The organism is Mesorhizobium sp. WSM4837, from assembly GCF_055811435.1.
Genome location: NZ_JBVVQE010000057.1, coordinates 19,692 through 40,018 on the forward strand (window position 1 = coordinate 19,692; position 20,327 = coordinate 40,018).

Below are 20,327 nucleotides of genomic sequence, written 5' to 3' on the forward strand. Positions count from 1 at the left end.
AAGTTCAGCTTATGCGAAGCCTGCGCCACCTGCTGCCCTCTGCCGGCAGCCTGATCGTTTTCGAAGCCGCCGGGCGGCTGTCGAGTTTTACCGCCGCCGGGCGAGAGCTTGGCATGACGCAGGCTGCCGTGTCCTACGCGATCCGCGGGCTTGAAGAGCAGCTCGGCGCGAAACTCTTCCAGCGTCGCCATCGACAAGTCAGCCTGACCGAAGCCGGTGACCGCTTTCATGCCGACGTCTCGCTTGGCCTGTCGCACATCCGCAAGTCGGCGGAGGATTTGCGCCTACAGGCGACCGGCGGCCATGTGACGCTTGCCGCGTCGACGGCCTTCGGCTCGTTCTGGATGATGCCGCGCCTGCAGCAGTTCCGCGACGAACTGCCGGGAATTGATCTGCGCATCCAGACCGCCGACCGCGATCTCGACATCATCGCCGAGGGCATCCCGCTCGCTGTGCGCGGTGGCGAGCCCCGGGAATGGCCGGACTATCATTCACTGCCACTGGCCGACGAGGAGATATTCCCCGTCGCCGGCGTGAGCTATGTGGCGCGGTTCGGACTGCCGGAGAGCGTCGAGGATCTGCCATCGCACCGGCTCATCCATCTCGAAGAGCCGTTTCGCGAAGCCGCGAGCTGGGACGAGTGGTTCGCCTCGGCCGGGGTCACCATCACCGATGCCGGGCGTGGCTTGCGCATCAACGATTATGCGCTGGTGATCCAGGCGGTCATGGAAGGCCAAGGCATTGCGCTCGGCTGGGGCCACCTCGCCGAGCGCCTGCTGGCGTCGGGGCTGCTGGTGCGTGCGACCGGCCACACGATGACGACCGGCAAGGGCTTTCATGTCATCTGGTCGAGAACCCGCGACCTCAGCGACAATGCTCGCAAGGTGCGGGACTGGCTGGCGGCGCAGGCGTGAGGCTCCCATTAATGCTCAATCAACCGTCACGACGATCTTGCCGAATTGCTCGTTCGACTCGAGAAAGCGATGCGCTTCGACGATCTGCTCGAATGAAAAGGTTTTGGCGATTGCCGGCTTTAGCGAACCCGACATCAATCCGTCGAGGATGAACGCCTTGGCAGCTTCCAACTTCACCGGATCGCCAGTGATCTCGTGGACGAGATAGCCGCGCAGCGTCAGCGTCTTGGCCAGCACATCGAACAGCGGGAACGGCGTCGGCTCGGGGCTCAAGCCGCCATATTCGATGAGAATGCCACCCCGTGCCATCGCCGCCGTCAGAGGTTCGAAAATCGGGCCGCCGACTGCGTCGAAAACCACTCGGATGTTGTCCGGACTGGCGATTTCCTTCAGCCGGGCTTCCAGATCTTCGTCCGCTGAAGCGACGACATGGGCCGCCCCGAACTTGAGCAGGGCCTCTCTCTTGGCAGATGTCCGCGTCACCGCGATCGCGGTCGCACCAACGATGTTGGCAATCTGGATCGCGGCAAGTCCGACACTGCTCGATGCCGCGGTAATGACGACGAAGTCGTCTCTGCTGAGCTTGGCAATGTCGATCAGCGCGCCATAGGCGGTGAGATATTGCATCCAGACGGCTGCCGCCTCTTCCCAGGTAAGCGATGGCGGGTGCTTGGCCACGAGATGGGCGGGATATGTGGCAATCTCACCATAGGCGGGCCAGCGGGCCATCGATAATGGCGGCACGACGCTGACGGCGTCACCTGGCGCAAAACCGTGCACGGCTTCGCCGACCGCTTCGACGACACCCGCTGCCTCAAGGCCAAGACCGGAAGGCAACGGCGGCGTCTGGATATAAGTGCCCGAACGCAGCAGCGCCTCGGCCCGGTTGAGACCCAATGCCTTGACCCGGATCTGAATCTCGCCCCGACCGAGCGCGGGAATATCGAGATTCTCGATGCGCAGAACCTCGGGACCACCATGCTCATGAAAGCGAACAACACGTGCCATGCGGCCACAACTCCAAAATATTTTAACCGAATACGCTATGCCATCGGCCATCCGGCAGATAAATGCTTGCTTGGGCAAGACAGTAGAAACTGGGAGTTTTGAATATGGATCGCCTTACGAGCATGGCCGTGTTCGTCAAAACCCTCGATCTTGGCTCGTTCGCGGCGACTGCTGCCGCTCTCGATCTGTCCGGACCGATGGTCGGCAAGCATGTCCGGTTTCTCGAGGAGCGTCTGGGCGTGCGCCTCATCAACCGGACCACACGCCGCCACAGCCTGACCGACTTCGGGCGCGCCTACTATGAGCGCTGCCGGATGGTACTCGCTGAAGCCGAAGCTGCGGATGCACTGGCGGCCGATCAACTTTCCGAACCACGCGGAAAGCTGCGCGTCATCATGCCCGTACACTTCGGCCGGCGCTGCGTTGCCCCGATGCTGCTGGAGCTTGCGCAGCGATATCCCGCTCTGGAACTCGACCTGTCTTTCAGCGATCCCATCGCCGATCTTGCAGAGGATGGCTGCGATCTTGCCATCCGGACCGGCAATCTGGAGGATCAGGCCGGCGTGATGGCGCGTCGCGTCGCGCGCCAGCGCATGGTCGTCTGCGCGTCGCCATCCTATCTCGAGATGCACGGGCAGCCACGGCGGGTAGAGGATCTCGGCAGCCACCAGACCATCGTCTACCGCCGTTCGGGCCGTGTCGTTCAACCGTGGCTGTTTCCGCGTGATGGCCAGCGTGCGCTGGAGGTCATGCCGGTCAGCCGGCTGCGGCTCGACGACCTCGCTGCGATCGCCGATGCTGCGGCAGCCGGCATGGGGCTCGCCTGGCTGCCATACTGGCTGGTCCGTGAGCGCATTCAGGCCGGCGCACTTGTCGTGCTGTTGCCGGAACAGCCGGGATTTCTTTACGACGCCTATGCGCTCTGGCTGCAGACGCCTCATCTGCCGCTGAAGGTCCGCCTTGCCGTCGACACCCTGGCGGCAGCGCTGCCCGGGCTGATGACTTGAAATGCACGAGCGTTCGGCTGCGTGGATTTCCTTGAGAACGACCCGACGATAGAAAAGCTATATGGTCAGATTTCGTATATACAGGAGATAAATCATAAAAACCGTTAGCGATATCGAAATAACCGTCCAGATTGTGAACCACGCTATTTTGGCAATTCTACCCTTTCGACGCTGTATCCATCGACCGAATTTTGTCATTAAGTAATCCAGGATTTCGTCCAAATGTCGCCTCCAACGGCAATTTGATTTTGGCCTTCACCCGACCATTTCCACTAAGTCAATTGGGGAGCATGCCCATTCACTTCAACAATACTCCTATCTCTACATCGTGGCGGGACAGCACCCCCCTCTGGCCTGCCGGCCATCTCCCCCGCAAGGGGGAGATCGGATGTCGCCTCGGCCTTCGCCAATCTCCAACGGTTGAAGGCTGGCGGAACGCGTGAACTGCCAATCTCCCCCCTTGCGGGGGAGATGGCCGGCAGGCCAGAGGGGGGTGGACGGAGCGCAGCGGTTATAGTTGGCTGCCCTTGCTAGAGGTCAATACATTTCAGCCCTCCAACCGCCCTCGAATCCGCGTATAGTACCCCATGCCCATTCGCCAGCTTTCCGAAACGATGATCAACCAGATCGCCGCCGGCGAAGTCATCGAGCGTCCGGCAAGCGTGGTCAAGGAACTGGTCGAGAACGCACTCGATGCCGGCGCAGCCAGAATAGAGATCGTCACCGCCGGCGGTGGGCTGAACCTGATCCGCGTCACCGACGATGGCTCAGGCATCCCGGAAAAGGAACTGCCGCTGGCGATCGCACGCCATTGCACCTCGAAGCTCACTGAGGACATTCACGACATCCGCTCGCTCGGCTTTCGCGGCGAAGCGCTGCCGTCGATCGGCTCGGTGGCGCGGCTGTCGATCCGCTCGCGCACCGCCAACGGCGACAGCGCCGCCGAGATCGGCATCGAGGGCGGGCGCGTGTCCGCCGTCAAGCCGGCGGCTGCCAATCGCGGCACCACGGTCGAGGTGCGCGACCTGTTCTTCGCCACGCCGGCGAGGCTCAAATTCATGAAGGGCGAGCGCGCCGAAAGCTCGGCGACCAGCGACGTGATCAAGCGGATCGCGATCGCTTTCCCGGCCGTGCGCTTCACGCTGGCCGGTTCCGACCGCACGACGCTGGAACTGCCGGCGACCGACGACAGCCCGGAAGGCCAGCTGCGCCGCGTCGCGCAAGTGATGGGCGCTGACTTTCCGGCCAACGCAATCGCCATCGACGCCATGCGCGACGGGGTGCATCTTGCCGGCCACGTTTCGATACCATCCTTCAGCCGCGCCAACGCGCTGCAGCAATACGCCTATGTCAACGGCCGGCCGGTGCGCGACAAGCTGATCGCCGGCGCCATCCGCGGCGCCTTCGCCGACGTGCTGCCGCGCGACCGCCATGCGGTGACGGTGCTGTTCCTGACGCTCGATCCGGCCATCGTCGACGTCAATGTCCACCCGGCCAAGGCCGACGTCCGCTTCCGCGATCCGGGGCTGGTGCGCGGGCTGATCGTTGGCGCCATTCGCGAGGCGCTGGCCAATGCCGGCATTCGTGCCGCCACATCAGGGGCGGCCGGCATGATGGCGGCATTCCGGCCAGGCGCAGCATCCTATGCGCATCCAGGACCGGCCAACGGTCATCGCAGCTACGAAGCGGCCTACCGGGCCTCCGGCTTCGCCGGTTTCGATCCTTCCCGCTCGTCGCAACGGCCGCTGGATGCAGGATTTGCCAATGGCGGCTTCGGCGAAAACGATCAGGCGGCGTTCGATGCCGGTTCGCTTCACAGCGCCGACGCGCGCGCCGGACAAGACGAAGCGGCGGAGACGCTGCTCGGCATGGCGCTGGGTGCCGCACGCGCGCAAGTGCACGAGAACTACATCGTCGCGCAGACCAGGGATTCGCTTGTTATCGTCGACCAGCATGCGGCGCATGAGCGGCTGGTCTACGAGGCACTGAAGAACGCATTGCATTCGCGCGCCGTGCCGTCGCAGATGCTATTGCTGCCCGAGATCGTCGATCTGCCGGAAGAGGATGCAGAACGGCTCGCGTTGCATTCCGAAACACTGGCCCGCTTCGGCCTCGCCGTCGAACGCTTCGGCCCGGGTGCGGTCGCGGTGCGCGAGACGCCGTCGATGCTCGGCGAAACCAATGTCCAGCAGCTGGTGCGCGACCTTGCCGACGAGATCGCCGACAACGACACCGTCGACACGCTGAAAGAGCGGCTGGACAGGATAGCCGCGACCATGGCCTGCCACGGCTCGGTGCGTTCCGGCCGCCTGCTCAAGCCGGAAGAGATGAACGCACTGCTGCGCCAGATGGAGGCGACGCCCGGGTCCGGCACCTGCAACCACGGCCGCCCGACCTACATCGAGCTCAGGCTCGCCGACATTGAGAGGTTGTTTGGGCGACGATGAAGAACGTGCAGGGCGCAGACCCCAACCGGACCTTCGGTCCGACCTCCCCGCAAGGGGGAGGTAGGGAGCCTAGCCGCGGACGCCTCGCAAGCAACTTACCCTCCCCCTTGTGGGCAGGGTCGCTGCAAAGCAGCGGGGTGGGGTGTCTGAAAAGAGCCGCTGTATAGCGGCTCTTTTCGAGTCAAGAGACAGCTCCAACCCTCTGATTCACCGCTTCAAATTCACCACGATGACGCCGCCGAGCGCCAGCGCGCCACCGATGATGCCGAGCAGCGTCGGCACCTCGCCTAGCCAGAAGAAGCCGATCAGCGTCGCCACCGGCGAAACCAGATAAAGGAAATTCGAGGCACGCGCCGCCGGCAGCCGGGAAAGTGCTGTCGCCCAGGCGGCGTAGGCGATGAGGCTCGGCACGATGCCGAGAAAGACGACGGCGCCGAGACCGGCGGTATCGGCAACTGCCGCCTGCGCCAGGCCGTTCGGCAGGAAGGGCAGCAGGCAGAGCGCGCCGAGCAGCATGTTCGAGGCCGAAATGGTCAGCGGATGATGGCTGGCAAACAGCGGCTTTTGCACGATGGTGTTGACCGCCGAGCACAGCGCCGAGCCGAGGACCAGCAGCGCGCCATTGTTGAAATGCAACCCTTGCCCCTCGCCCATGGCGATGATGCCGATGCCGGCGAAGGACAGCAATGTGCCGGCCCAGGCCAGGCCCGAGAAGCGTTCGCCAAGCAGCGCCATCGCCATGATCGCGGTGAAGATCGGGCTGACATTGATGATGAAGCCGGCGGCACCCGCCGAAACGGTCAGCTCGCCGAAATTGAGCATTACCGTGTACAGCGCAACGAAGACGGCGCCGCCGAAGGCAAAGCGCCACAATTCATCGAGCCGGGGCAGCGCCGGCCGCTTGACGGCGAGGAAGATCGCCGCCGGCACCGCCGCGATGGCGAAGCGCAGCGCGCCAAGTTCCAGCGGCCCGAAAGCGACGAGGCCGGCACGGATCGCCGGAAAGGCGGAGGCCCAGCCGACCACTGTCAACGCCACCGCAATGGCCGCCGTGGTGTCGATCCGCTGTGTCGTATTCAACGTGCCGGTACAAGCGTTCATTTCATTATTCCCGCGTTTCATGCTCTCAACATACAAAGCGCCTTTCCCGATCGGTTGACAAACGACCAAATCGAGAGTCAGCTGTGACTATGGATCACAGCTCAGACGCGATGCTGCCGCTCGAAACCCTGCGCGCCTTCGACGCCGCGGCACGGACGGGCAGCTTTTCGGCCGCTGCCGAAAAGCTCAATCTCACCCATGGCGCCGTCAGCCGGCAGATCGCCAAGCTGGAGGACTGGCTCGGGCTGAAAGTGTTCGATCGCGGCGCGCGAGGAGTCTCGCTGACGATCGAAGGCAACCGCCTGCATCTGCGCACCATTGAGGCCTTCGCGCTGATATCGAGCAATTCGGACCGCTGGATCGAGCCGCGCGGCACCGCCGTGGTGCGGCTGACCTCGATTCCCTCGGTCAGCGGGCTGTGGCTGATGCCGCGCATGGCGGCGCTGGAAAACAATCCGTCCAGGCTGCGCATCGTGCTCGACGTCGATATCCGCCAGGCGGACCTTGCCGACGAGGGCATCGATCTGTCGATCCGCTGCGGACGCGGCCGCATCCCCGGCCGCGTCTCGGTGCAGCTGTTCGAGGAACATGTGTTTCCGGTCGCCTCGCCGGACCTCGCCCGCGAGATCGGCCGAGGCGACCCTGCCCGGCTGCTCAAATTCCCGCTGATCAACGATTCCGACGCCTCGGCCTGGCGTGCCTGGTTTGCCGCACAGGACATCGACTATCGCCCGCGTCCGCAGGACCGCCGTTTCGAGGACTACAATCTGGTGCTCGGCGCCGCCGCCCATGGTCTCGGCATCGCGCTGGCGCGGCCGCCGATGACCGAGGATCAACTGAAGTCAGGCCGTATCATCGCCGTCGACGAGCGCGTCGTCCTCAGCCCGATATCCTACTGGCTCGACCGGCCTATCGGGCGCCCGCGCGCCGCCGCAGCCGAGCTTGCCCGGCGCATCGCAGCCCACGCCGGACTGGCGGCGGAAAGGATCGAGGATTTCATCGCAGCCGAGCAGTAGGAAGCGGGGCATCCACTTTGCCGGCCTGCTCGGCTGGTTGCCGTCCGAAACGAAGCCGACTGAAGCCAATCTTGCCTCGCTCGGAGCTTGACCTTGCCGGCATTTTGTGGCGATGACATCGTCATGAACCTTGGCTCCATGTCATGATGAATCGCTTTGAAGGCCCCGGCGGCAAGGAAGCCCGTATCCGCTACCTGGACGGCGACTTCCAGGTGACCAGCCCCGGCGCCTTCGTGCGCTGTGCGGTCACCGGCGAAAGCATCCCGCTCGATGAGCTCAAATACTGGAGCGTCGCCAGGCAGGAGCCCTATGTGAGTGCCGCGGCCTCGCTGCGCCGCGAGATCGAGACACATCCCGAACTGCGCAGCCGACGTTAGGGCGGCGCCATCAAAGCCGTTCAGTAGCGATCCTTCGCGCCCCCCTCTGCCCTGCCGGGCATCTCCCCCACTTGGGGGGAGATCGGCAGCTTTAGCGCCATGCTCATCCTGCGACGTTGGTGATTGGCGAAAGCCGGGGTGACGGCCGATCTCCCTCCTTGTGGGGGAGATGTCCGGCAGGACAGAGGGGGCGCTGTCCCGCCAGCGTCAAACAGCTCTACCAACGACGCAATGCTCCAAGATCAGCCCTGCAGCTTGCGCTGCCGCCAGGCATCCAGCGTCTCGAGGATGATGCGTTCGGGCACGTGGTCGGGATCGAACACGGTGTCGATCTCCAGCACATCGAGCTGTCCGAGGAAATCGGCCGACGCGGCATCGTGGCGCAGCCGGGCGGCATCCTTGGCGGTGGTGATGAGGCCAAGTCCGGCACCTCGCGCTGTCGTTGCCAGTTCGGCCAGTTCGTCCTTGCCATAGAAATGATGGTCAGGAAACGACCGGGCCAGCGCAACCTCGCCGCCGGCCTGACGGACCGTGTCGAAGAATTTGTCGGGATGGCCGATGCCGGCAAAGGCCAGATATCGCTTGCCGGCCAGCCCCGCCTTGCTGGTTGGCAGCGTATGCGCCTCGAAGATCGGCCGACCGGCGCGCGCCGCCTGGCGAACGACGGCATCGGCAGCAAGGCCCTCGCCCATCTTCAGCAGCGCGCTGGTGAAAACCAGTTGGTCGACGATGCCAGCCCTGAGCGGACCGCCGGGAATGACGCGGCCGTTGCCGACGCCGTAGCGTGCGTCGACGACGACCAGCGCATAGTCGATGTGGATGCGCGCGCTCTGGAAACCGTCATCCATGATCAGGAAATCACAGCCATGCTTTTCCAGCAGGAGGCGGGCGCCGGCGGCACGGTTCGGCGTCACTGCGACCGGCGCATGCTTAGCCAAAAGCAGCGGCTCATCGCCGACATGCTTGGCGGCGTCATGATGCGGATCGACGACATGCGGCCGCGCGAAGGAGCCGCCATGGCCGCGCGACAGGAAACCTGGATTGAGCTGCATGCGCCTGGCTTGCCGGGCCAGTGCGATCGCCACCGGCGTCTTGCCGGTGCCGCCGACGGTGAAGTTGCCGACGCAAAGCACCGGCGCCTCGATCTTCTCGCGCGCCGCTGAACGCATGCGGCGGCCGGCAACCAGCGCATAGACAGCCGACAGCGGCGCCAGCGCCAGCGCCCGCCAGTCCGGTTCTTCCCACCAGAAGGGGGGCGCTTCGCTGGCCATCTTAACGGCCGTTGGCGCCCTTGAGGCGCGATTTGACGACCAAAGGCTGAATGTAGGGTTCGAGCGACTTCAAGGTGAGCGCCAGCGCGCCGCGCATCTCTTCGACAGTCGCCGCACCCGCCGCCATCATCTCGTGGCGAGCCACCTCGTTGGTCAAAAGGAAATTGACGGCGCCGGCCAGCATGTCGCGGTCGCGCACCAGCTTGGCGCCGCCGCTGTCGAGCAGGCGCTGATAGGTCTCGCGAAAATTCTGGACGTTGCGGCCGGCCAGCACCGCCGTGTCGAGCATGGCCGGCTCCAGCGGGTTCTGGCCGCCCTCCGAGGTGAGCGAACGGCCAACGAAGGCGATCTCTGTCAGCCGGAGATAAAGCCCCATCTCGCCCATCGTGTCGCCGAGCAGAATGTCCGTATCGGCGATGATCCGGTCGCCCTTGCTGCGCCGAGCGAGTTTCAGGCCCATGCCGGAAATCTGCGCGGCAAGTGCTTCGGCGCGATCGGGATGGCGCGGCACGACGATCGTCAAAAGACCGTGGTGACGCTTGTGCAGCATCGCGTGAACCTCTGCGGCGACCGCCTCCTCGCCGTCATGGGTCGAGATCGCCGCCCAGGTCGGGCGGGCGCCGATCTGGCGCTTCAGCGTGTACAGCGCCCTTTCATCGGCCGGCGGCGGCGTGGTGTCGACCTTGAGATTGCCGGATACGGTGACCGGCCGGGCGCCGAGCGAGAGGAAGCGCTCGCCGTCGACATCCGACTGGGCGACAACATGGGCGAGATTCTCGAACAGCGCCTCGGCGATGTTGGCGCGCTTCTTCCAGGATTTGTACGAACGGTCCGACAGCCTGCCATTGACCAGCACCTGCGGCACACGCCGTGCGCCGAGCTCGAGGATGGTCATCGGCCAGATCTCCGATTCGGCGATGATCGCCAGATCCGGCCGCCAATGGTCGAGGAAGCGGCTGACCGCCGGCTTGAGGTCGAGCGGCACGTATTGGTGGATGATGCGGTCGCCGAGCCGTTCCTCGGCAACCTGAGCGGAGGTGACGGTCCCCGTCGTCAGCACGATGTTGACGCCGTAATCGAGGATGCTCTCGACCAGCGGCACGACGGCGATCGTCTCGCCGACGCTCGCCGCATGGATCCAGATCACCGGCCCTTCGGGGCGCTCGCGCCCGGCGATGCCATAGCGCTCGCGCCGGCGAATTCGGTCCTCCTTGCCTCTGGAGGTGCGCCAGGCGACATAGGGCCCGACCAGGGGATAGGCGGTTGCGCCTGCGAAACGATACGCCGTCAGGAAAGTGCGCGCCCAGCGCTCGCTCATTTTGGGCCATCCACGAGGCGGTAGGCCTCGGCGGTCGCGGCGTTGAGCGCGGCCGTGACCTCCTGGCGCTTGCGTTCCATTTCAGCCTCGTCGGCATTGGCCGGAACGAACACCGGCGCTCCAAGCACGATCGAGGAGCGGCCGAACGGCAGATTGATCGTGGTCTTGTCCCAGCTGCGCTCCAGCACCTTGCGGCGGCTGGTGGCGATTGCGGCGGGCAGGATCGGCCGGCCCGAAAGCCGCGCCAGGAGAACGATGCCAAGCCCGGCGTCGCGCGGCGTGCCATGAGGAATGTCAGCGATCATGGCGACGTTCTTGCCGGTGGCGAGTGACTTTTTCAGGGCGATCAGCGCTTTGGCGCCGCCCTTGTCGCGACGCTTCGAGCCTTCGCGTCCACCCGAGCCGCGCACCGCCTCGATCCCGAATTTCTCGATCATCAGTGCGTTGAGCTCGGCATCGGCACTACGCGACACCATGGCGACCACTGGCCGTCCCCCGGGATAGTAGGCCGGAGTCAGAAGATGCTGGCCGTGCCACAGCGCGATGATGGCGGGTTCGAACTGCGCGTAGGCGCCGCCCGACATCTGCGCCGATCCGTCGACAGCACGATTGGTCAGGCGGACGAGGCGAACGAACTGCGCAAACAGGCTGGCGATCGCGATCTTGACGAATCGCGATTGCGCCAGCGGTTCGCGTATCTTGCGCCAGAATGTCTTCGGGGTGCCACCGCGACGCCGCCTTGCCGCGGACCTCGTGGCCGGCCCTTTCACGCCTTCATGATCCATCCATGTCAACCGGCAGGCTTGTTTTCGGGGTCGAGCAACCGGTGCAGGTGAACGACGAAATAACGCATGTGGGCATTGTCCACGCTGGCTTGGGCCTTGGCTTTCCACGCCGTTTGCGCGGATTGATAATCCGGATAGATGCCGACGATATCGAGCGTCTCGAGATCACGGAATTCTGTCCCGCCAAGCGTCTTCAGTTCGCCGCCGAACACCAGGTGCAAAAGCTGCTTCTTTCCGTCTTCCGCGGTCATGTCGGTCCTTCACATATCGTGAGTTTGTGACAGGTCTAGACCAAAGCCGCCGACTTTGGAACCATTGATGATACGTTCAGCCGTCCAGCCCTGCGACGACGGCGGAGAGGACGGCGAGCAGTTCGCCGCTGCCGGCAACCAGCGCGCCGTGCTGGATGACTTCGCCGGCATAGCGCGGTGCGCGGCCCTTCTGGTCGAGCAATGCGCCGCCGGCCTCGTGCAGAATGAGATCCGCCGCGGCGATGTCCCAGTCATGTGCGCTGGGTTTGACGAAGGTCGCGTCGAGCCTGCCATTGGCGACCATCGCCAGCCGATAGGCGAGCGAGGGAATATAGGGCACGCGGCTCAGCCGCCCCTGCCATTGCGCCGGCATCAGGGCGATCAATGGCTTCGGCCCGCCAATTTCGACCATCGCTGCCGGGCGGCGCACGGCAATGCGACGGCCATTCAGGAACGCCCCCTCACCTGGCAGCGCCCAATAGGTCTCCTCCGTGGCAGGACATTCGAGCACGCCGGCAAGAGTGCGGCCGTCCTCGACCACCGCGACGCTGACGCACCAGGAGCGCAGGCCTTCGAGGAAGCCGCGCGTGCCGTCGATCGGATCGACGACGAAGGTGCGGCGGGCGGCAAGCCTTGCCGGATCGTCGGCCGTCTCCTCCGACAGCCAGCCATAGTCCGGCCGCGCTGCAAGCAAGGTTTGGTGCAGATAGGCGTCGGCGGCGTGATCGGCCTCGCTCACCGGTGATGTGCCGCCCTTCATCCACACTTGCGGATTGTTGCCGAAATAGCGCATGGCGATGGCGCCCGCCTCGCGGGCAGCGTCGCGCAGCAGCGGCAGATCCTCACGAGCCCCGGCGGCGGAGGCGACCTGGTCAAGCTCCGGCAAGGGTCATGCCTTCGATCAGCAGCGATGGTGCGGCGGTGCCGAAATTGCGATCGAGATCGCTCGCCGGAACCATGTTGAGGAACATCGTCTTCAGGTTCGAGGCAATGGTCACTTCCGCAACCGGATAGGCGAGCTCGCCATTCTCGATCCAGAAGCCGGAAGCGCCGCGGCTGTACTCGCCAGTCACCATGTCGACGCCCTGGCCGAACACTTCGGTGACGTAAAAGCCTGATTTGAGCGACTTGATGAGGTCCTCGGGCGTCCGCTCGCCCGGCTCGATGGCAAGATTGGTCGATGACGGCGAGACGGAGGAGCCGTTGCGCGAGCCGCGCCCGTTGGTGGTCAGCCCCAATTCCCGCGCGACTGAGGTCGACAGGAACCAGTGGTTCAAAACGCCCTTCTCGACCATGAGCAGCTTTTCGCCCTCGATGCCTTCGCCGTCGAACGGACGCGACGCCTGGCCACGGAGCCGGAGCGGCTCGTCGGTGACGGTGATCGCGGCCGCCGCCACCTGCTTGCCCATCATGTCGCGCAGAAAGCTGGTCTTGCGCGCGACGGAAGCGCCATTGATGGCGCCGGCGAGATGGCCGGCGATGCCGCGGGCGACGCGCGGGTCGAACACCACATCGACCGGCCCGGTCGCCGCCTTGCGCGCGCCGACGCGCCGCGCGGCGCGTTCGCCGGCCTTGCGGCCGATGTCTTCGGGTGCGTCGAGATCGGAGAAATGCTGGCGCGAGGAGAATTCATAATCGCGCTCCATGCCGGTGCCCTCGCCGGCGATGACGCTGGTCGAGCGCGAAAAGCGCGAGGCGACATAGTGGCCGACAAAGCCGTGCGAGGTGGCGAGCACCAGCCCGCCAAGCCCGGCGCTGGCGCCGCTGCCGGCCGAATTGGTAACGCCCTTGACGGCAAGGGCCGCCGCTTCCGCGGCCAGCGCCGCTTCCTTCAACTGGTCGGCCGAGACTTCCGTCGGATCGAACAGATCGAGGTCGCGCGGCTTCTTGACCAGCAAGGCCGGATCGGCGAGGCCCTGGTAGGGATCTTCCGGCGAGACTTTCGCCATCGCCACGGCGCGCTCGGCTAGCGCTTTCGGGTCGGCGGCAGCGGTTGCCGAGACGCTCGCCACCCGCTTGCCGACGAAGACGCGCAGCGAGACATCCTCGCTCTCGGACGCCTCGGTGCCCTCGACCTTGCCAAGCCGCACCGACACGCCGGTCGAACGGCCGCGCACCGCAACCGCGTCGGCGGCGTCGGCGCCGGCCCGTTTGGCAGCCTCGACCAGGGCCGCGACCCGGTCGGTCAATTTCGCTGAGTCCAGCGTATCGGTCATGCGCATAGTCCTGTTTTTCCGCCTGACATAAGGGGCGGCCGCTCCGCACCATCTATTGTTCTGATGTGGCTTGTGCAATGGCAGAAGTGGCAAGCGGGGCAGATCGGCCGGCAGACACCCGTTTTTGGGCGGCATGATCGAAGCGGGTCCTCAAAGGTTGCTTCGCGGCGGTTTGGAACGGGCGATAGCCCATTGACGCCGTGCTCCGACCACAAGTGGACGTTCGATTGCGGTAACGCCTGTGTTCCTTTCCACGCATGATCAGCATCTGCCCGAAACCGCTAAATTTAGCGATTTCTTGTATGGCCTTGGAACTTTGTAGCTTGCGTTCCATTTTCAACGGCATGCGAGACCCTGTGATCCAAAGCATCAGGACTGCGGTGAACGTGTCGCCGCCGCGGTACTCGCTGGTCCTTCCCATATACAATGAAGAACAGGTGCTGCCGCGACTGATCGAGCGGATCAGTTCGCTGATCGGCCGGCTGGACGGCGAGACTGAGGCGATCTTCGTCGATGACGGAAGCCTCGATGGGAGCGTCGAATACCTTCGCAACGTCGTCGCCGTCGAGCCGCGCTTCCGGCTGATCGAGCTTTCCCGCAATTTCGGCCATCAGGTCGCGATCACGGCCGGCATGGATGCGGCTGCGGGTGATGCCGTCATCGTCATGGATGCCGACCTGCAAGACCCGCCGGAGGTGGTCCTCGATCTGGTGGCGAAGTGGAAGGAAGGCTTCGAGATCGTCTATGCCCGCCGTGTCAAGCGTGAGGGCGAATCCTGGTTCAAGCGCATTACGGCGAGTCTCTTCTACCGCCTGCTGGAGAAGATGACGTCGGTCGACATCCCCCGCGACGTCGGCGATTTTCGCCTGGTCGGGCGCAAGGCTCTGGAAACCTTCAAGCAAATGCCCGAACACGACCGTTTCGTCAGGGGCATGTTCGCCTGGATGGGGTTCAAGCAGACAGCGGTGCCTTTCGAACGCCCGGCGCGGACGCTTGGCCAGACCAAATACCCATTCTGGAAGATGATGCACCTTGCCGTTCACGGCATCGTAAGCTTCTCCGAGAAGCCGCTGCGCATGGCGCTGTGGGGCGGATTGGCGATCTCCGCGCTTGCGGTGTTGTTCGGCATTTACGCCATCTTCGCCTGGATTTTTGAAACCGGCATCATTGCCGGCTGGACATCCACCGTGGTGATCGTTTCGCTGCTTTGCGGCATCAATCTTTTCATGACCGGCGTGGTCGGGCTCTATGTCGGCGGCATCCACGCCGAGGTGAAACGCCGTCCGCTTTACGTGATCGATCGGGTCGCCGGCTTCGACAAGGCGATGCGTGCCGCCAGTGAGAGCCGTCGACCGTTTCGAAAACCCAGGAACGGAGCCTCGGCTGATGGCCGAACTCTTCGACAGCTATAAATCGAATTATGGCGAGGCGGTCGCAGGATCCATCCGGTTTTCCGGACTCGGGCACGACTTTTTTCTGATCGCCAAGGCCGACCTGCTGCGGCGTCTCGCCGTCGAGCGTGGGCTTCGACAGGGCGGGGTGCGGGCACTGGATATCGGCTGCGGCGTCGGGTCGCTCCACCCTTATCTCGAAGGCGCGTTCGAGAGCCTGGATGGCTGCGACGTTTCGGAACAATCGATCCTGCGCGCCAGCCAGGACAATCCGTGTGTGAGCTACCGGGCCTGCACAACGCCGCGCCTGCCTTATGGCGACGGCGCGTTCGATCTGGCTTTCGCCAGTTGCGTCGTCCATCACGTTCCGCCCGCCTCCTGGCTCGACTTCTTCCGGGAAATGCGGCGCGTCGTGCGGCCGGGCGGCGTCGCCTGCATCATCGAGCACAACCCTTATAATCCGCTGACGCGTCTCGCGGTGTTGCGGTGTCCGTTCGACCAGGACGCGGTCCTGCTCAACGCCGCCAAAGCAAGGTCGCTTTTTCAGGAGACGGGTTTTCAGGATATCCGATCCGAGCACTTCCTGCTGCTGCCGTCGGCCAGGTCCTTCGCGAGACGAGTCGAGCGCCTGCTCGCGCCTCTGCCGCTCGGGGCCCAGTATGCGTGCAGCGCGCATGTCTGAGGACCGTTCGACTGCCGGTGCCGGGCTGAAGCTGCTGGCGCGCTTCGGGTTGGTCGGCATCGCCGCGACAATCCTGTATGCTGCCCTGGCTATCGGTTTGGTCGAATCGAAATGGATTGGCCTTTCGCCGGTCCAGGCGTCGCTCGCGGCTTATGCGGCGGCTGCCGTGTTTTCATATTTCGCCCATAAATCGATAACCTTCATGTCGAATGGATCGCATCGATCGGAAGCTGGGCGTTTTCTCCTGCTGACGGCGACAGGCTTTGCCGTGGCTTACGCGGCGCCGGCGCTTTTGACGGCGAAACTCGGCCTGCCGCCGATCATTGCCATTGTGGTTACATGCCTGCTTGTTCCGGCGGTCAATCTTCTCATGCTCGACCGATGGGTTTTTGCGCAGCGAGGACCCGGCGAGCACGGCGACCGCTCCACCTGATCCATGGTCTTCTGAGTTGGCCTCAGCCGAGGGCCTGGCTGGCCAGGGCAAAGATGCGTGCGTTCGTGGAACCCGGGATATTTGGTGGTCAGCCGCCGTCCCAGCCCGCGACCACGCATTGCCTCATCGACGATGATGGTGTTGAGAGTTGCGCAGGTTCTTCCGAAAGGGGTCATGAAGGCGGTTCCCACCACCCTGCCGCCTTCCAAGGCGACCTGACCTTCGCTCAGGGACCAGATCATGGCCCAGTCTTCCTTCCGGTGCGGCCAGCCGGCCGCTCGCGACAGGTCCGTCGCTTCCTCAAGATGGTGCGCTTCAAAAGGTTCGAATGTGACGGACTGGGTGTTCATGAGCACCAGGACTGTTGGAGTGGGAAGACTGACAGGACGATAGAACCGCCTCTTCCGCGCCACTCGCCGAATGCCGGCGAGATTCGGTGCAAAATACCAAAATGCCGCTGCAGTCAGTGCATTCTGCGGCGCCGGTCGCCGATACTGCGAGCTATCATTGATTGCCGAGGCCGCCATGTCCCCTTTAATCCACCACATCAGCAGCGATGAAACGCTGCCCAGGTCAGCGGACGTCGTGGTGATCGGCGGCGGGATTGTCGGCGCCAGCGCGGCCTATTTCCTGGCGCGGCGCGGCCTGTCGGTGGCGCTGATCGAAAAGGGCTATGTCGGCTGCGAACAGTCGAGCCGGAACTGGGGCTGGTGCCGCCGGCAGAACCGCGATGCACGTGAATTGCCGCTTGCCAATCTGGCGCTGCGGCTGTGGGAAGAGCTGACCGAAGAGATCGGGCACGACCTTGGCTTCCGCCGTTGCGGGCTCATCTATGCAACGGACGATCCAAAGCAGCTCGCCGAATGGGACAAGTGGCGCGCGGTTGCGCGGCGGTTCGACGTCAAGACGCGGATGCTTACGGCCGACGAGGCCACTGCCGCCGTTCCCGCGGCTGGCGGCCGCAAATGGCTGGGCGGCGTCCACGCGGCAGACGATGGCAAGGCCGAGTCCTGGCTAGCCGCCCCGCGGATCGCCGAGGGCGCCCGCAAGCGTGGCGCGACCATTCATCAGAACTGCGCGGCACGCGGCCTGGATATCACCAATGGGCAAGTGAGCGGCGTCGTCACCGAGAAAGGCCTGATCCGCACCAACGCGGTGCTGTGCGCCGCCGGCGCCTGGGCTTCTGCTTTCCTGCGCATGCATGCGGTTTCGCTGCCGCAAGCCAGCGTCCGTCAGACCACCTTGCGGACCGGTCCTGCACCGGATTTTGGCGGGGCAATCTTTACCTCTGACGGTGCCCTGACGCGCCGGATCGACGGCAGCTACACGATAGCCGCCAGCGGCAGGGCGACGCTCGAGATCACGCCGCAGGGGATCCGCTATGCCCGCCCGTTTCTGCCGATGTTCATCAAACGGCTGAAGGCCGTCGAGATCGGCGTAAGTCGCTCGTTCTTCGCAGGCCCGGAAACACTCGGTCGCTGGCGTCTCGACAGGCCGACCCCGTTTGAGCGCATCCGCGTCCTCGATCCCGCTCCGGACAAGCGAATGGCGGCAAGCATCATGACGCAGATAAGGGCCCTCTTCCCCGCCATTGCCGATGCCGGCATCGTGTCCTCCTGGGGCGGGTATATCGACTTCACACCGGACGCAGTACCTGTGATTTCGGCGGTGGACAGCATCGGCGGAGCGTTCGTCGCCGCAGGCTGTTCCGGACACGGCTTCGGCGCCGGCCCCGGCATTGGCCATCTGGCGGCGGATCTGGTCGCCGGTGACGCGGCAAGCGTCGATCCGACGCCATTCCGCCTGTCACGCTTCGCGGACAGATCCAAAATGGAAGTCGGCGCCTTCTGATGCGATCGACCGCTGGCGACAGCAAAGGGCGCTGAGCGATCGTTACCTACGGGCTCAGGCGCGATCTGGACCGTTTGATGACCGCTCTCGCCGATGCAGTCGCCGCCGCCGCACCCTCTTCCAGCATCCAATACATACAGGCGCGCTTCAGGCACACAGCTTCACCGCGTCCACGACCGCCAGTTCGCGGCAAACGCCTTCAATCCGGGCCTCGGGCGTCGCAGCCGCTTCGCCCCGCTCGAGCTCGGAAAGATACCGACCCAGTATGCGGCTTGGCCAAGGCGCGGAATGCCGCGCTTTCCCTTCTCCCCTTGTGGGAGAAGGTGGCCGCGAAGCGGCCGGATGAGGGGTGCTCCATCTTGGCACGGACGGCGCTCCGTCCAACACCCCTCTTCCGTCTTGGCGCTGCGCGCCAATCCACCTTCTCCCACAGGGGGAGAAGGCAAGACCGCGCCATTACCGCCACGGCTGCAAACTCTCATCGCGGACATAAGCGATGATGGTCTCGCAGACGGCGTTCAAATCCCGCAGCACGTCGTCGTTCCAAAAGCGCAGCACACGAAAGCCCCTCGCCTTCAATTCGGCGTCTCGCTCCCGATCGTGGTTCGAATCGGCATGCTGGCTGCCGTCGATCTCGACGATCAGCCTGGCCTCGACGCAAACGAAATCGGCGATGAATTTGCCGATGGGAGCCTGACGCCGGAATTTGATGCGATCGAGCCTGCGTCCGCGCAGTTCGTGCCACAGGCGGTCCTCCGCCTCTGTTGGCTCGCGCCGCATCGAGCGGGCGAAACGACGTTTGGTCGGAGCGACAGGCTGATGCGGCATCGGGCGAGATTATTCCGGCCTTGGCGCTACGTCCAACATACCATCGTTATGCAAATCGCTGACTCCCATCACTGGTCAATGGGCCCTGGCCATCCACCAGAGTCGCCCCGACGCCGACGAGTTGGTCTGGACATCCAAACGGTGCGACCCCGACCTATCGTTCCTGTTTTTCGGCGACCGCGTCGCCGATGGCGATATCCAGATGATCGAGAGCAGGAGCATTTGGTCCGATGCGAACGAGATGGCCGATCTTCGGGGTTTCGCCGAAAGGAGCCACATCGACCTCGTCCTGTAGCAAAATGGCGGCGAATATGCCGCTCTGCGCGTTGAACAAATGGATGGTCTTGGTCGTCATTGCCTGTTTCTCCCGCGTTACCAGCGCCATGGCACGCGCGTTCCCGTGCCCCGGCTCCTGGCCTGTCGCCAGAGCATATCCGCGACCGTCAGATCCTGCAGCGCGAGCCCGGTCATGTCGAAGACCGTGATGTCGGCGGCATCGCGCGTGAACGGAATTTTTCCGGTCAGAAGATCGCCGATTTCGATTGCCCGGCAGCCGGTGTCCCACTGGCCTTCGCCGACAGCGGCCGATTGTTCGCAGTCGTCGGCAAAGAGCCGTACCCGGCGCAGCAGGCCGTCAGGCAGTTCCCGCTTGCCTTGCGTATCGGCACCCACGGCGTTGATGTGCGTGCCGGGCCGCACCGCTTCTGGCGGAAACAGCGGTCTGCTGCCGGGGGTCGCGGTGATGATGATATCGCTCGAGCCGACAGCTTTGGCGGCTTGGTTCGAATGGGCCGGCGCGAAATCCTCGAATGCCGCCTCGAACGCCGCGTCGGGCCGGCCGTCCGCCGTCAGGTAATGGATGGTGTCCAGACCGGGCATGGCACGCAGGGTCAGGCGCAGCTGGATCCGGCCCTGGGTGCCGGTGCCGAAAATGCAGATCGACCGGCTTTCGGGGCGGGCCAGCAGGGTCAGGCCAATGGCGCCAGCCGCCCCTGTGCGCAAGGTGGTGATGGCGTTCCCGTCGATGATGCACAAGGGACGCCCGGTATGCGGGTCGAAGAGCACGATGGTCGCCTGATGCGGCTCCTTGCCGACCTCGCGGTTGGCTGGCCAGAAGCCCGCTGCCTTGAAGCCCAGAAGATCGGCTTTCGGCACGTCGCCCGACTTGATACCGAAAATGCCGCCGGTATGCAGCTTCTCGCGCACAAGCGGAAAGACCCTGCCTTCGCGCGCACTGTGAAGCTCGAAGGACCGCCGCACGGCATCGAGCACGGCATCCGGCTCCAACAGCGGCGCGACCTGATCGCCTGCAAGCAGCAGCAGCTGCGACTCGTCTGCGGTGACGGACATGACATCTCCCCGGCTTTCCCTCATTCTAGCCAGCGGTTCTCGGGGGAAGACAGCGGTGTTGGCCAACGAGCCGCATTTCCT

Annotated in this window: 20 protein-coding genes and 1 pseudogene; 9 read left to right on the forward strand and 12 right to left on the reverse strand. The window is 64.4% G+C overall.

Features of this window, described 5'->3' with window-relative positions; all coding sequences use genetic code 11:
* Positions 1–11: 11 nt before the first annotated feature.
* Positions 12–914, forward strand: a complete 903-nt coding sequence (locus AC0L3D_RS26660) for a LysR substrate-binding domain-containing protein (protein WP_473630328.1) — start codon at positions 12–14, stop codon at positions 912–914.
* 15 nt (positions 915–929) lie between these two features.
* On the opposite strand, the gene AC0L3D_RS26665 is transcribed toward AC0L3D_RS26660, so the two are convergent.
* Complete coding sequence (locus AC0L3D_RS26665) at positions 930–1,922, reverse strand: zinc-dependent alcohol dehydrogenase family protein (protein ID WP_473630327.1); 993 nt, start codon at positions 1,920–1,922, stop codon at positions 930–932.
* A gap of 104 nt (positions 1,923–2,026) precedes the next feature.
* On the opposite strand from AC0L3D_RS26665, the gene AC0L3D_RS26670 reads away from it, so the two are divergent.
* Entirely contained in the window at positions 2,027–2,929 is a 903-nt protein-coding gene (locus AC0L3D_RS26670; protein WP_473646320.1) for a LysR family transcriptional regulator, read from the forward strand.
* A 587-nt stretch (positions 2,930–3,516) separates the two neighbouring features.
* The gene (gene mutL, locus AC0L3D_RS26675; RefSeq protein WP_473630585.1) at positions 3,517–5,376 is read left to right on the forward strand and encodes a DNA mismatch repair endonuclease MutL; all 1,860 of its coding nucleotides are present in this window, start codon (positions 3,517–3,519) and stop codon (positions 5,374–5,376) included.
* 207 nt (positions 5,377–5,583) lie between these two features.
* Here mutL and AC0L3D_RS26680 read toward each other — a convergent pair whose 3' ends face one another.
* Positions 5,584–6,477, reverse strand: coding sequence for a DMT family transporter (locus AC0L3D_RS26680; protein ID WP_473646322.1), 894 nt, complete (start codon positions 6,475–6,477; stop codon positions 5,584–5,586).
* Positions 6,478–6,566: 89 nt separating this feature from the next.
* On the opposite strand from AC0L3D_RS26680, the gene AC0L3D_RS26685 reads away from it, so the two are divergent.
* Together AC0L3D_RS26685 and AC0L3D_RS26690 are read left to right on the forward strand one after the other, a co-directional pair.
* A complete protein-coding gene (locus AC0L3D_RS26685) occupies positions 6,567–7,493 on the forward strand; it encodes a LysR substrate-binding domain-containing protein (protein ID WP_473630583.1) in 927 nt (308 codons plus the stop codon).
* A 143-nt stretch (positions 7,494–7,636) separates the two neighbouring features.
* On the forward strand, positions 7,637–7,870 hold the full coding sequence (locus AC0L3D_RS26690) for a DUF2093 domain-containing protein (RefSeq protein WP_112564953.1): 234 nt from the start codon (positions 7,637–7,639) through the stop codon (positions 7,868–7,870).
* A gap of 242 nt (positions 7,871–8,112) precedes the next feature.
* Here AC0L3D_RS26690 and lpxK read toward each other — a convergent pair whose 3' ends face one another.
* The 6 genes from lpxK to AC0L3D_RS26720 form a co-directional block, all read right to left on the reverse strand.
* Positions 8,113–9,141: a tetraacyldisaccharide 4'-kinase gene (lpxK, locus tag AC0L3D_RS26695; RefSeq protein ID WP_473646324.1), complete on the reverse strand. Its 1,029-nt coding sequence runs from the start codon at positions 9,139–9,141 to the stop codon at positions 8,113–8,115.
* Position 9,142: 1 nt separating this feature from the next.
* The gene (gene waaA / locus AC0L3D_RS26700; protein ID WP_473646326.1) at positions 9,143–10,459 is read right to left on the reverse strand and encodes a lipid IV(A) 3-deoxy-D-manno-octulosonic acid transferase; all 1,317 of its coding nucleotides are present in this window, start codon (positions 10,457–10,459) and stop codon (positions 9,143–9,145) included.
* Complete coding sequence (locus AC0L3D_RS26705; RefSeq protein ID WP_473646328.1) at positions 10,456–11,244, reverse strand: lysophospholipid acyltransferase family protein; 789 nt, start codon at positions 11,242–11,244, stop codon at positions 10,456–10,458. Before AC0L3D_RS26705 ends, waaA begins: the two co-directional genes overlap by 4 nt.
* A gap of 5 nt (positions 11,245–11,249) precedes the next feature.
* Positions 11,250–11,495 (reverse strand): DUF4170 domain-containing protein, encoded by a 246-nt coding sequence (locus AC0L3D_RS26710; protein WP_023802307.1) that lies wholly within the window; start codon positions 11,493–11,495, stop codon positions 11,250–11,252.
* A 76-nt stretch (positions 11,496–11,571) separates the two neighbouring features.
* Entirely contained in the window at positions 11,572–12,381 is an 810-nt protein-coding gene (locus AC0L3D_RS26715; RefSeq protein ID WP_473630364.1) for a 3'(2'),5'-bisphosphate nucleotidase CysQ, read from the reverse strand.
* A complete protein-coding gene (locus AC0L3D_RS26720; RefSeq protein ID WP_473630365.1) occupies positions 12,368–13,711 on the reverse strand; it encodes a TldD/PmbA family protein in 1,344 nt (447 codons plus the stop codon). Before AC0L3D_RS26720 ends, AC0L3D_RS26715 begins: the two co-directional genes overlap by 14 nt.
* A 356-nt stretch (positions 13,712–14,067) precedes the next feature.
* On the opposite strand from AC0L3D_RS26720, the gene AC0L3D_RS26725 reads away from it, so the two are divergent.
* From AC0L3D_RS26725 to AC0L3D_RS26735, 3 genes are read left to right on the forward strand one after another with little or no spacing between them, the layout of a single operon-like run.
* Positions 14,068–15,123, forward strand: coding sequence for a glycosyltransferase family 2 protein (locus tag AC0L3D_RS26725; RefSeq protein ID WP_027153861.1), 1,056 nt, complete (start codon positions 14,068–14,070; stop codon positions 15,121–15,123).
* Entirely contained in the window at positions 15,098–15,784 is a 687-nt protein-coding gene (locus AC0L3D_RS26730) for a class I SAM-dependent methyltransferase (RefSeq protein ID WP_473630366.1), read from the forward strand. The genes AC0L3D_RS26725 and AC0L3D_RS26730 overlap by 26 nt, the downstream gene beginning before the upstream one ends.
* Entirely contained in the window at positions 15,777–16,217 is a 441-nt protein-coding gene (locus AC0L3D_RS26735; RefSeq protein WP_473630367.1) for a GtrA family protein, read from the forward strand. The genes AC0L3D_RS26730 and AC0L3D_RS26735 overlap by 8 nt, the downstream gene beginning before the upstream one ends.
* Before the next feature lie 89 nt (positions 16,218–16,306).
* Here AC0L3D_RS26735 and AC0L3D_RS26740 read toward each other — a convergent pair.
* Positions 16,307–16,567 (reverse strand): annotated as a pseudogene (locus AC0L3D_RS26740) (GNAT family N-acetyltransferase); the annotation flags it as partial.
* 175 nt (positions 16,568–16,742) lie between these two features.
* Here AC0L3D_RS26740 and AC0L3D_RS26745 point away from each other — a divergent pair.
* Positions 16,743–18,068 (forward strand): NAD(P)/FAD-dependent oxidoreductase, encoded by a 1,326-nt coding sequence (locus AC0L3D_RS26745; protein ID WP_473646330.1) that lies wholly within the window; start codon positions 16,743–16,745, stop codon positions 18,066–18,068.
* 456 nt (positions 18,069–18,524) lie between these two features.
* Here AC0L3D_RS26745 and AC0L3D_RS26750 read toward each other — a convergent pair whose 3' ends face one another.
* From AC0L3D_RS26750 to AC0L3D_RS26760, 3 genes are all read right to left on the reverse strand, one after another.
* Positions 18,525–18,896 (reverse strand): endonuclease domain-containing protein, encoded by a 372-nt coding sequence (locus AC0L3D_RS26750; protein WP_473630368.1) that lies wholly within the window; start codon positions 18,894–18,896, stop codon positions 18,525–18,527.
* A gap of 154 nt (positions 18,897–19,050) precedes the next feature.
* A complete protein-coding gene (locus tag AC0L3D_RS26755; RefSeq protein ID WP_473611318.1) occupies positions 19,051–19,251 on the reverse strand; it encodes a hypothetical protein in 201 nt (66 codons plus the stop codon).
* 17 nt (positions 19,252–19,268) lie between these two features.
* Entirely contained in the window at positions 19,269–20,246 is a 978-nt protein-coding gene (locus AC0L3D_RS26760) for an ornithine cyclodeaminase family protein (protein ID WP_473630369.1), read from the reverse strand.
* Positions 20,247–20,327: the final 81 nt, after the last annotated feature.

Coding starts and splice junctions, on each gene's coding strand:
- AC0L3D_RS26680 (WP_473646322.1), bottom strand. CDS start 6,477: ATGAACGCTTGTACCGGCACGTTGAATACGACACAGCGGATCGACACC.
- mutL (WP_473630585.1), top strand. CDS start 3,517: ATGCCCATTCGCCAGCTTTCCGAAACGATGATCAACCAGATCGCCGCC.
- AC0L3D_RS26755 (WP_473611318.1), bottom strand. CDS start 19,251: ATGACGACCAAGACCATCCATTTGTTCAACGCGCAGAGCGGCATATTC.
- AC0L3D_RS26685 (WP_473630583.1), top strand. CDS start 6,567: ATGGATCACAGCTCAGACGCGATGCTGCCGCTCGAAACCCTGCGCGCC.
- lpxK (WP_473646324.1), bottom strand. CDS start 9,141: ATGGCCAGCGAAGCGCCCCCCTTCTGGTGGGAAGAACCGGACTGGCGG.
- AC0L3D_RS26705 (WP_473646328.1), bottom strand. CDS start 11,244: ATGGATCATGAAGGCGTGAAAGGGCCGGCCACGAGGTCCGCGGCAAGG.
- AC0L3D_RS26760 (WP_473630369.1), bottom strand. CDS start 20,246: ATGTCCGTCACCGCAGACGAGTCGCAGCTGCTGCTGCTTGCAGGCGAT.
- AC0L3D_RS26735 (WP_473630367.1), top strand. CDS start 15,777: ATGTCTGAGGACCGTTCGACTGCCGGTGCCGGGCTGAAGCTGCTGGCG.
- AC0L3D_RS26720 (WP_473630365.1), bottom strand. CDS start 13,711: ATGACCGATACGCTGGACTCAGCGAAATTGACCGACCGGGTCGCGGCC.
- AC0L3D_RS26750 (WP_473630368.1), bottom strand. CDS start 18,896: ATGCCGCATCAGCCTGTCGCTCCGACCAAACGTCGTTTCGCCCGCTCG.
- AC0L3D_RS26670 (WP_473646320.1), top strand. CDS start 2,027: ATGGATCGCCTTACGAGCATGGCCGTGTTCGTCAAAACCCTCGATCTT.
- waaA (WP_473646326.1), bottom strand. CDS start 10,459: ATGAGCGAGCGCTGGGCGCGCACTTTCCTGACGGCGTATCGTTTCGCA.
- AC0L3D_RS26745 (WP_473646330.1), top strand. CDS start 16,743: ATGTCCCCTTTAATCCACCACATCAGCAGCGATGAAACGCTGCCCAGG.
- AC0L3D_RS26730 (WP_473630366.1), top strand. CDS start 15,098: ATGGCCGAACTCTTCGACAGCTATAAATCGAATTATGGCGAGGCGGTC.
- AC0L3D_RS26710 (WP_023802307.1), bottom strand. CDS start 11,495: ATGACCGCGGAAGACGGAAAGAAGCAGCTTTTGCACCTGGTGTTCGGC.
- AC0L3D_RS26660 (WP_473630328.1), top strand. CDS start 12: ATGCGAAGCCTGCGCCACCTGCTGCCCTCTGCCGGCAGCCTGATCGTT.
- AC0L3D_RS26690 (WP_112564953.1), top strand. CDS start 7,637: ATGATGAATCGCTTTGAAGGCCCCGGCGGCAAGGAAGCCCGTATCCGC.
- AC0L3D_RS26665 (WP_473630327.1), bottom strand. CDS start 1,922: ATGGCACGTGTTGTTCGCTTTCATGAGCATGGTGGTCCCGAGGTTCTG.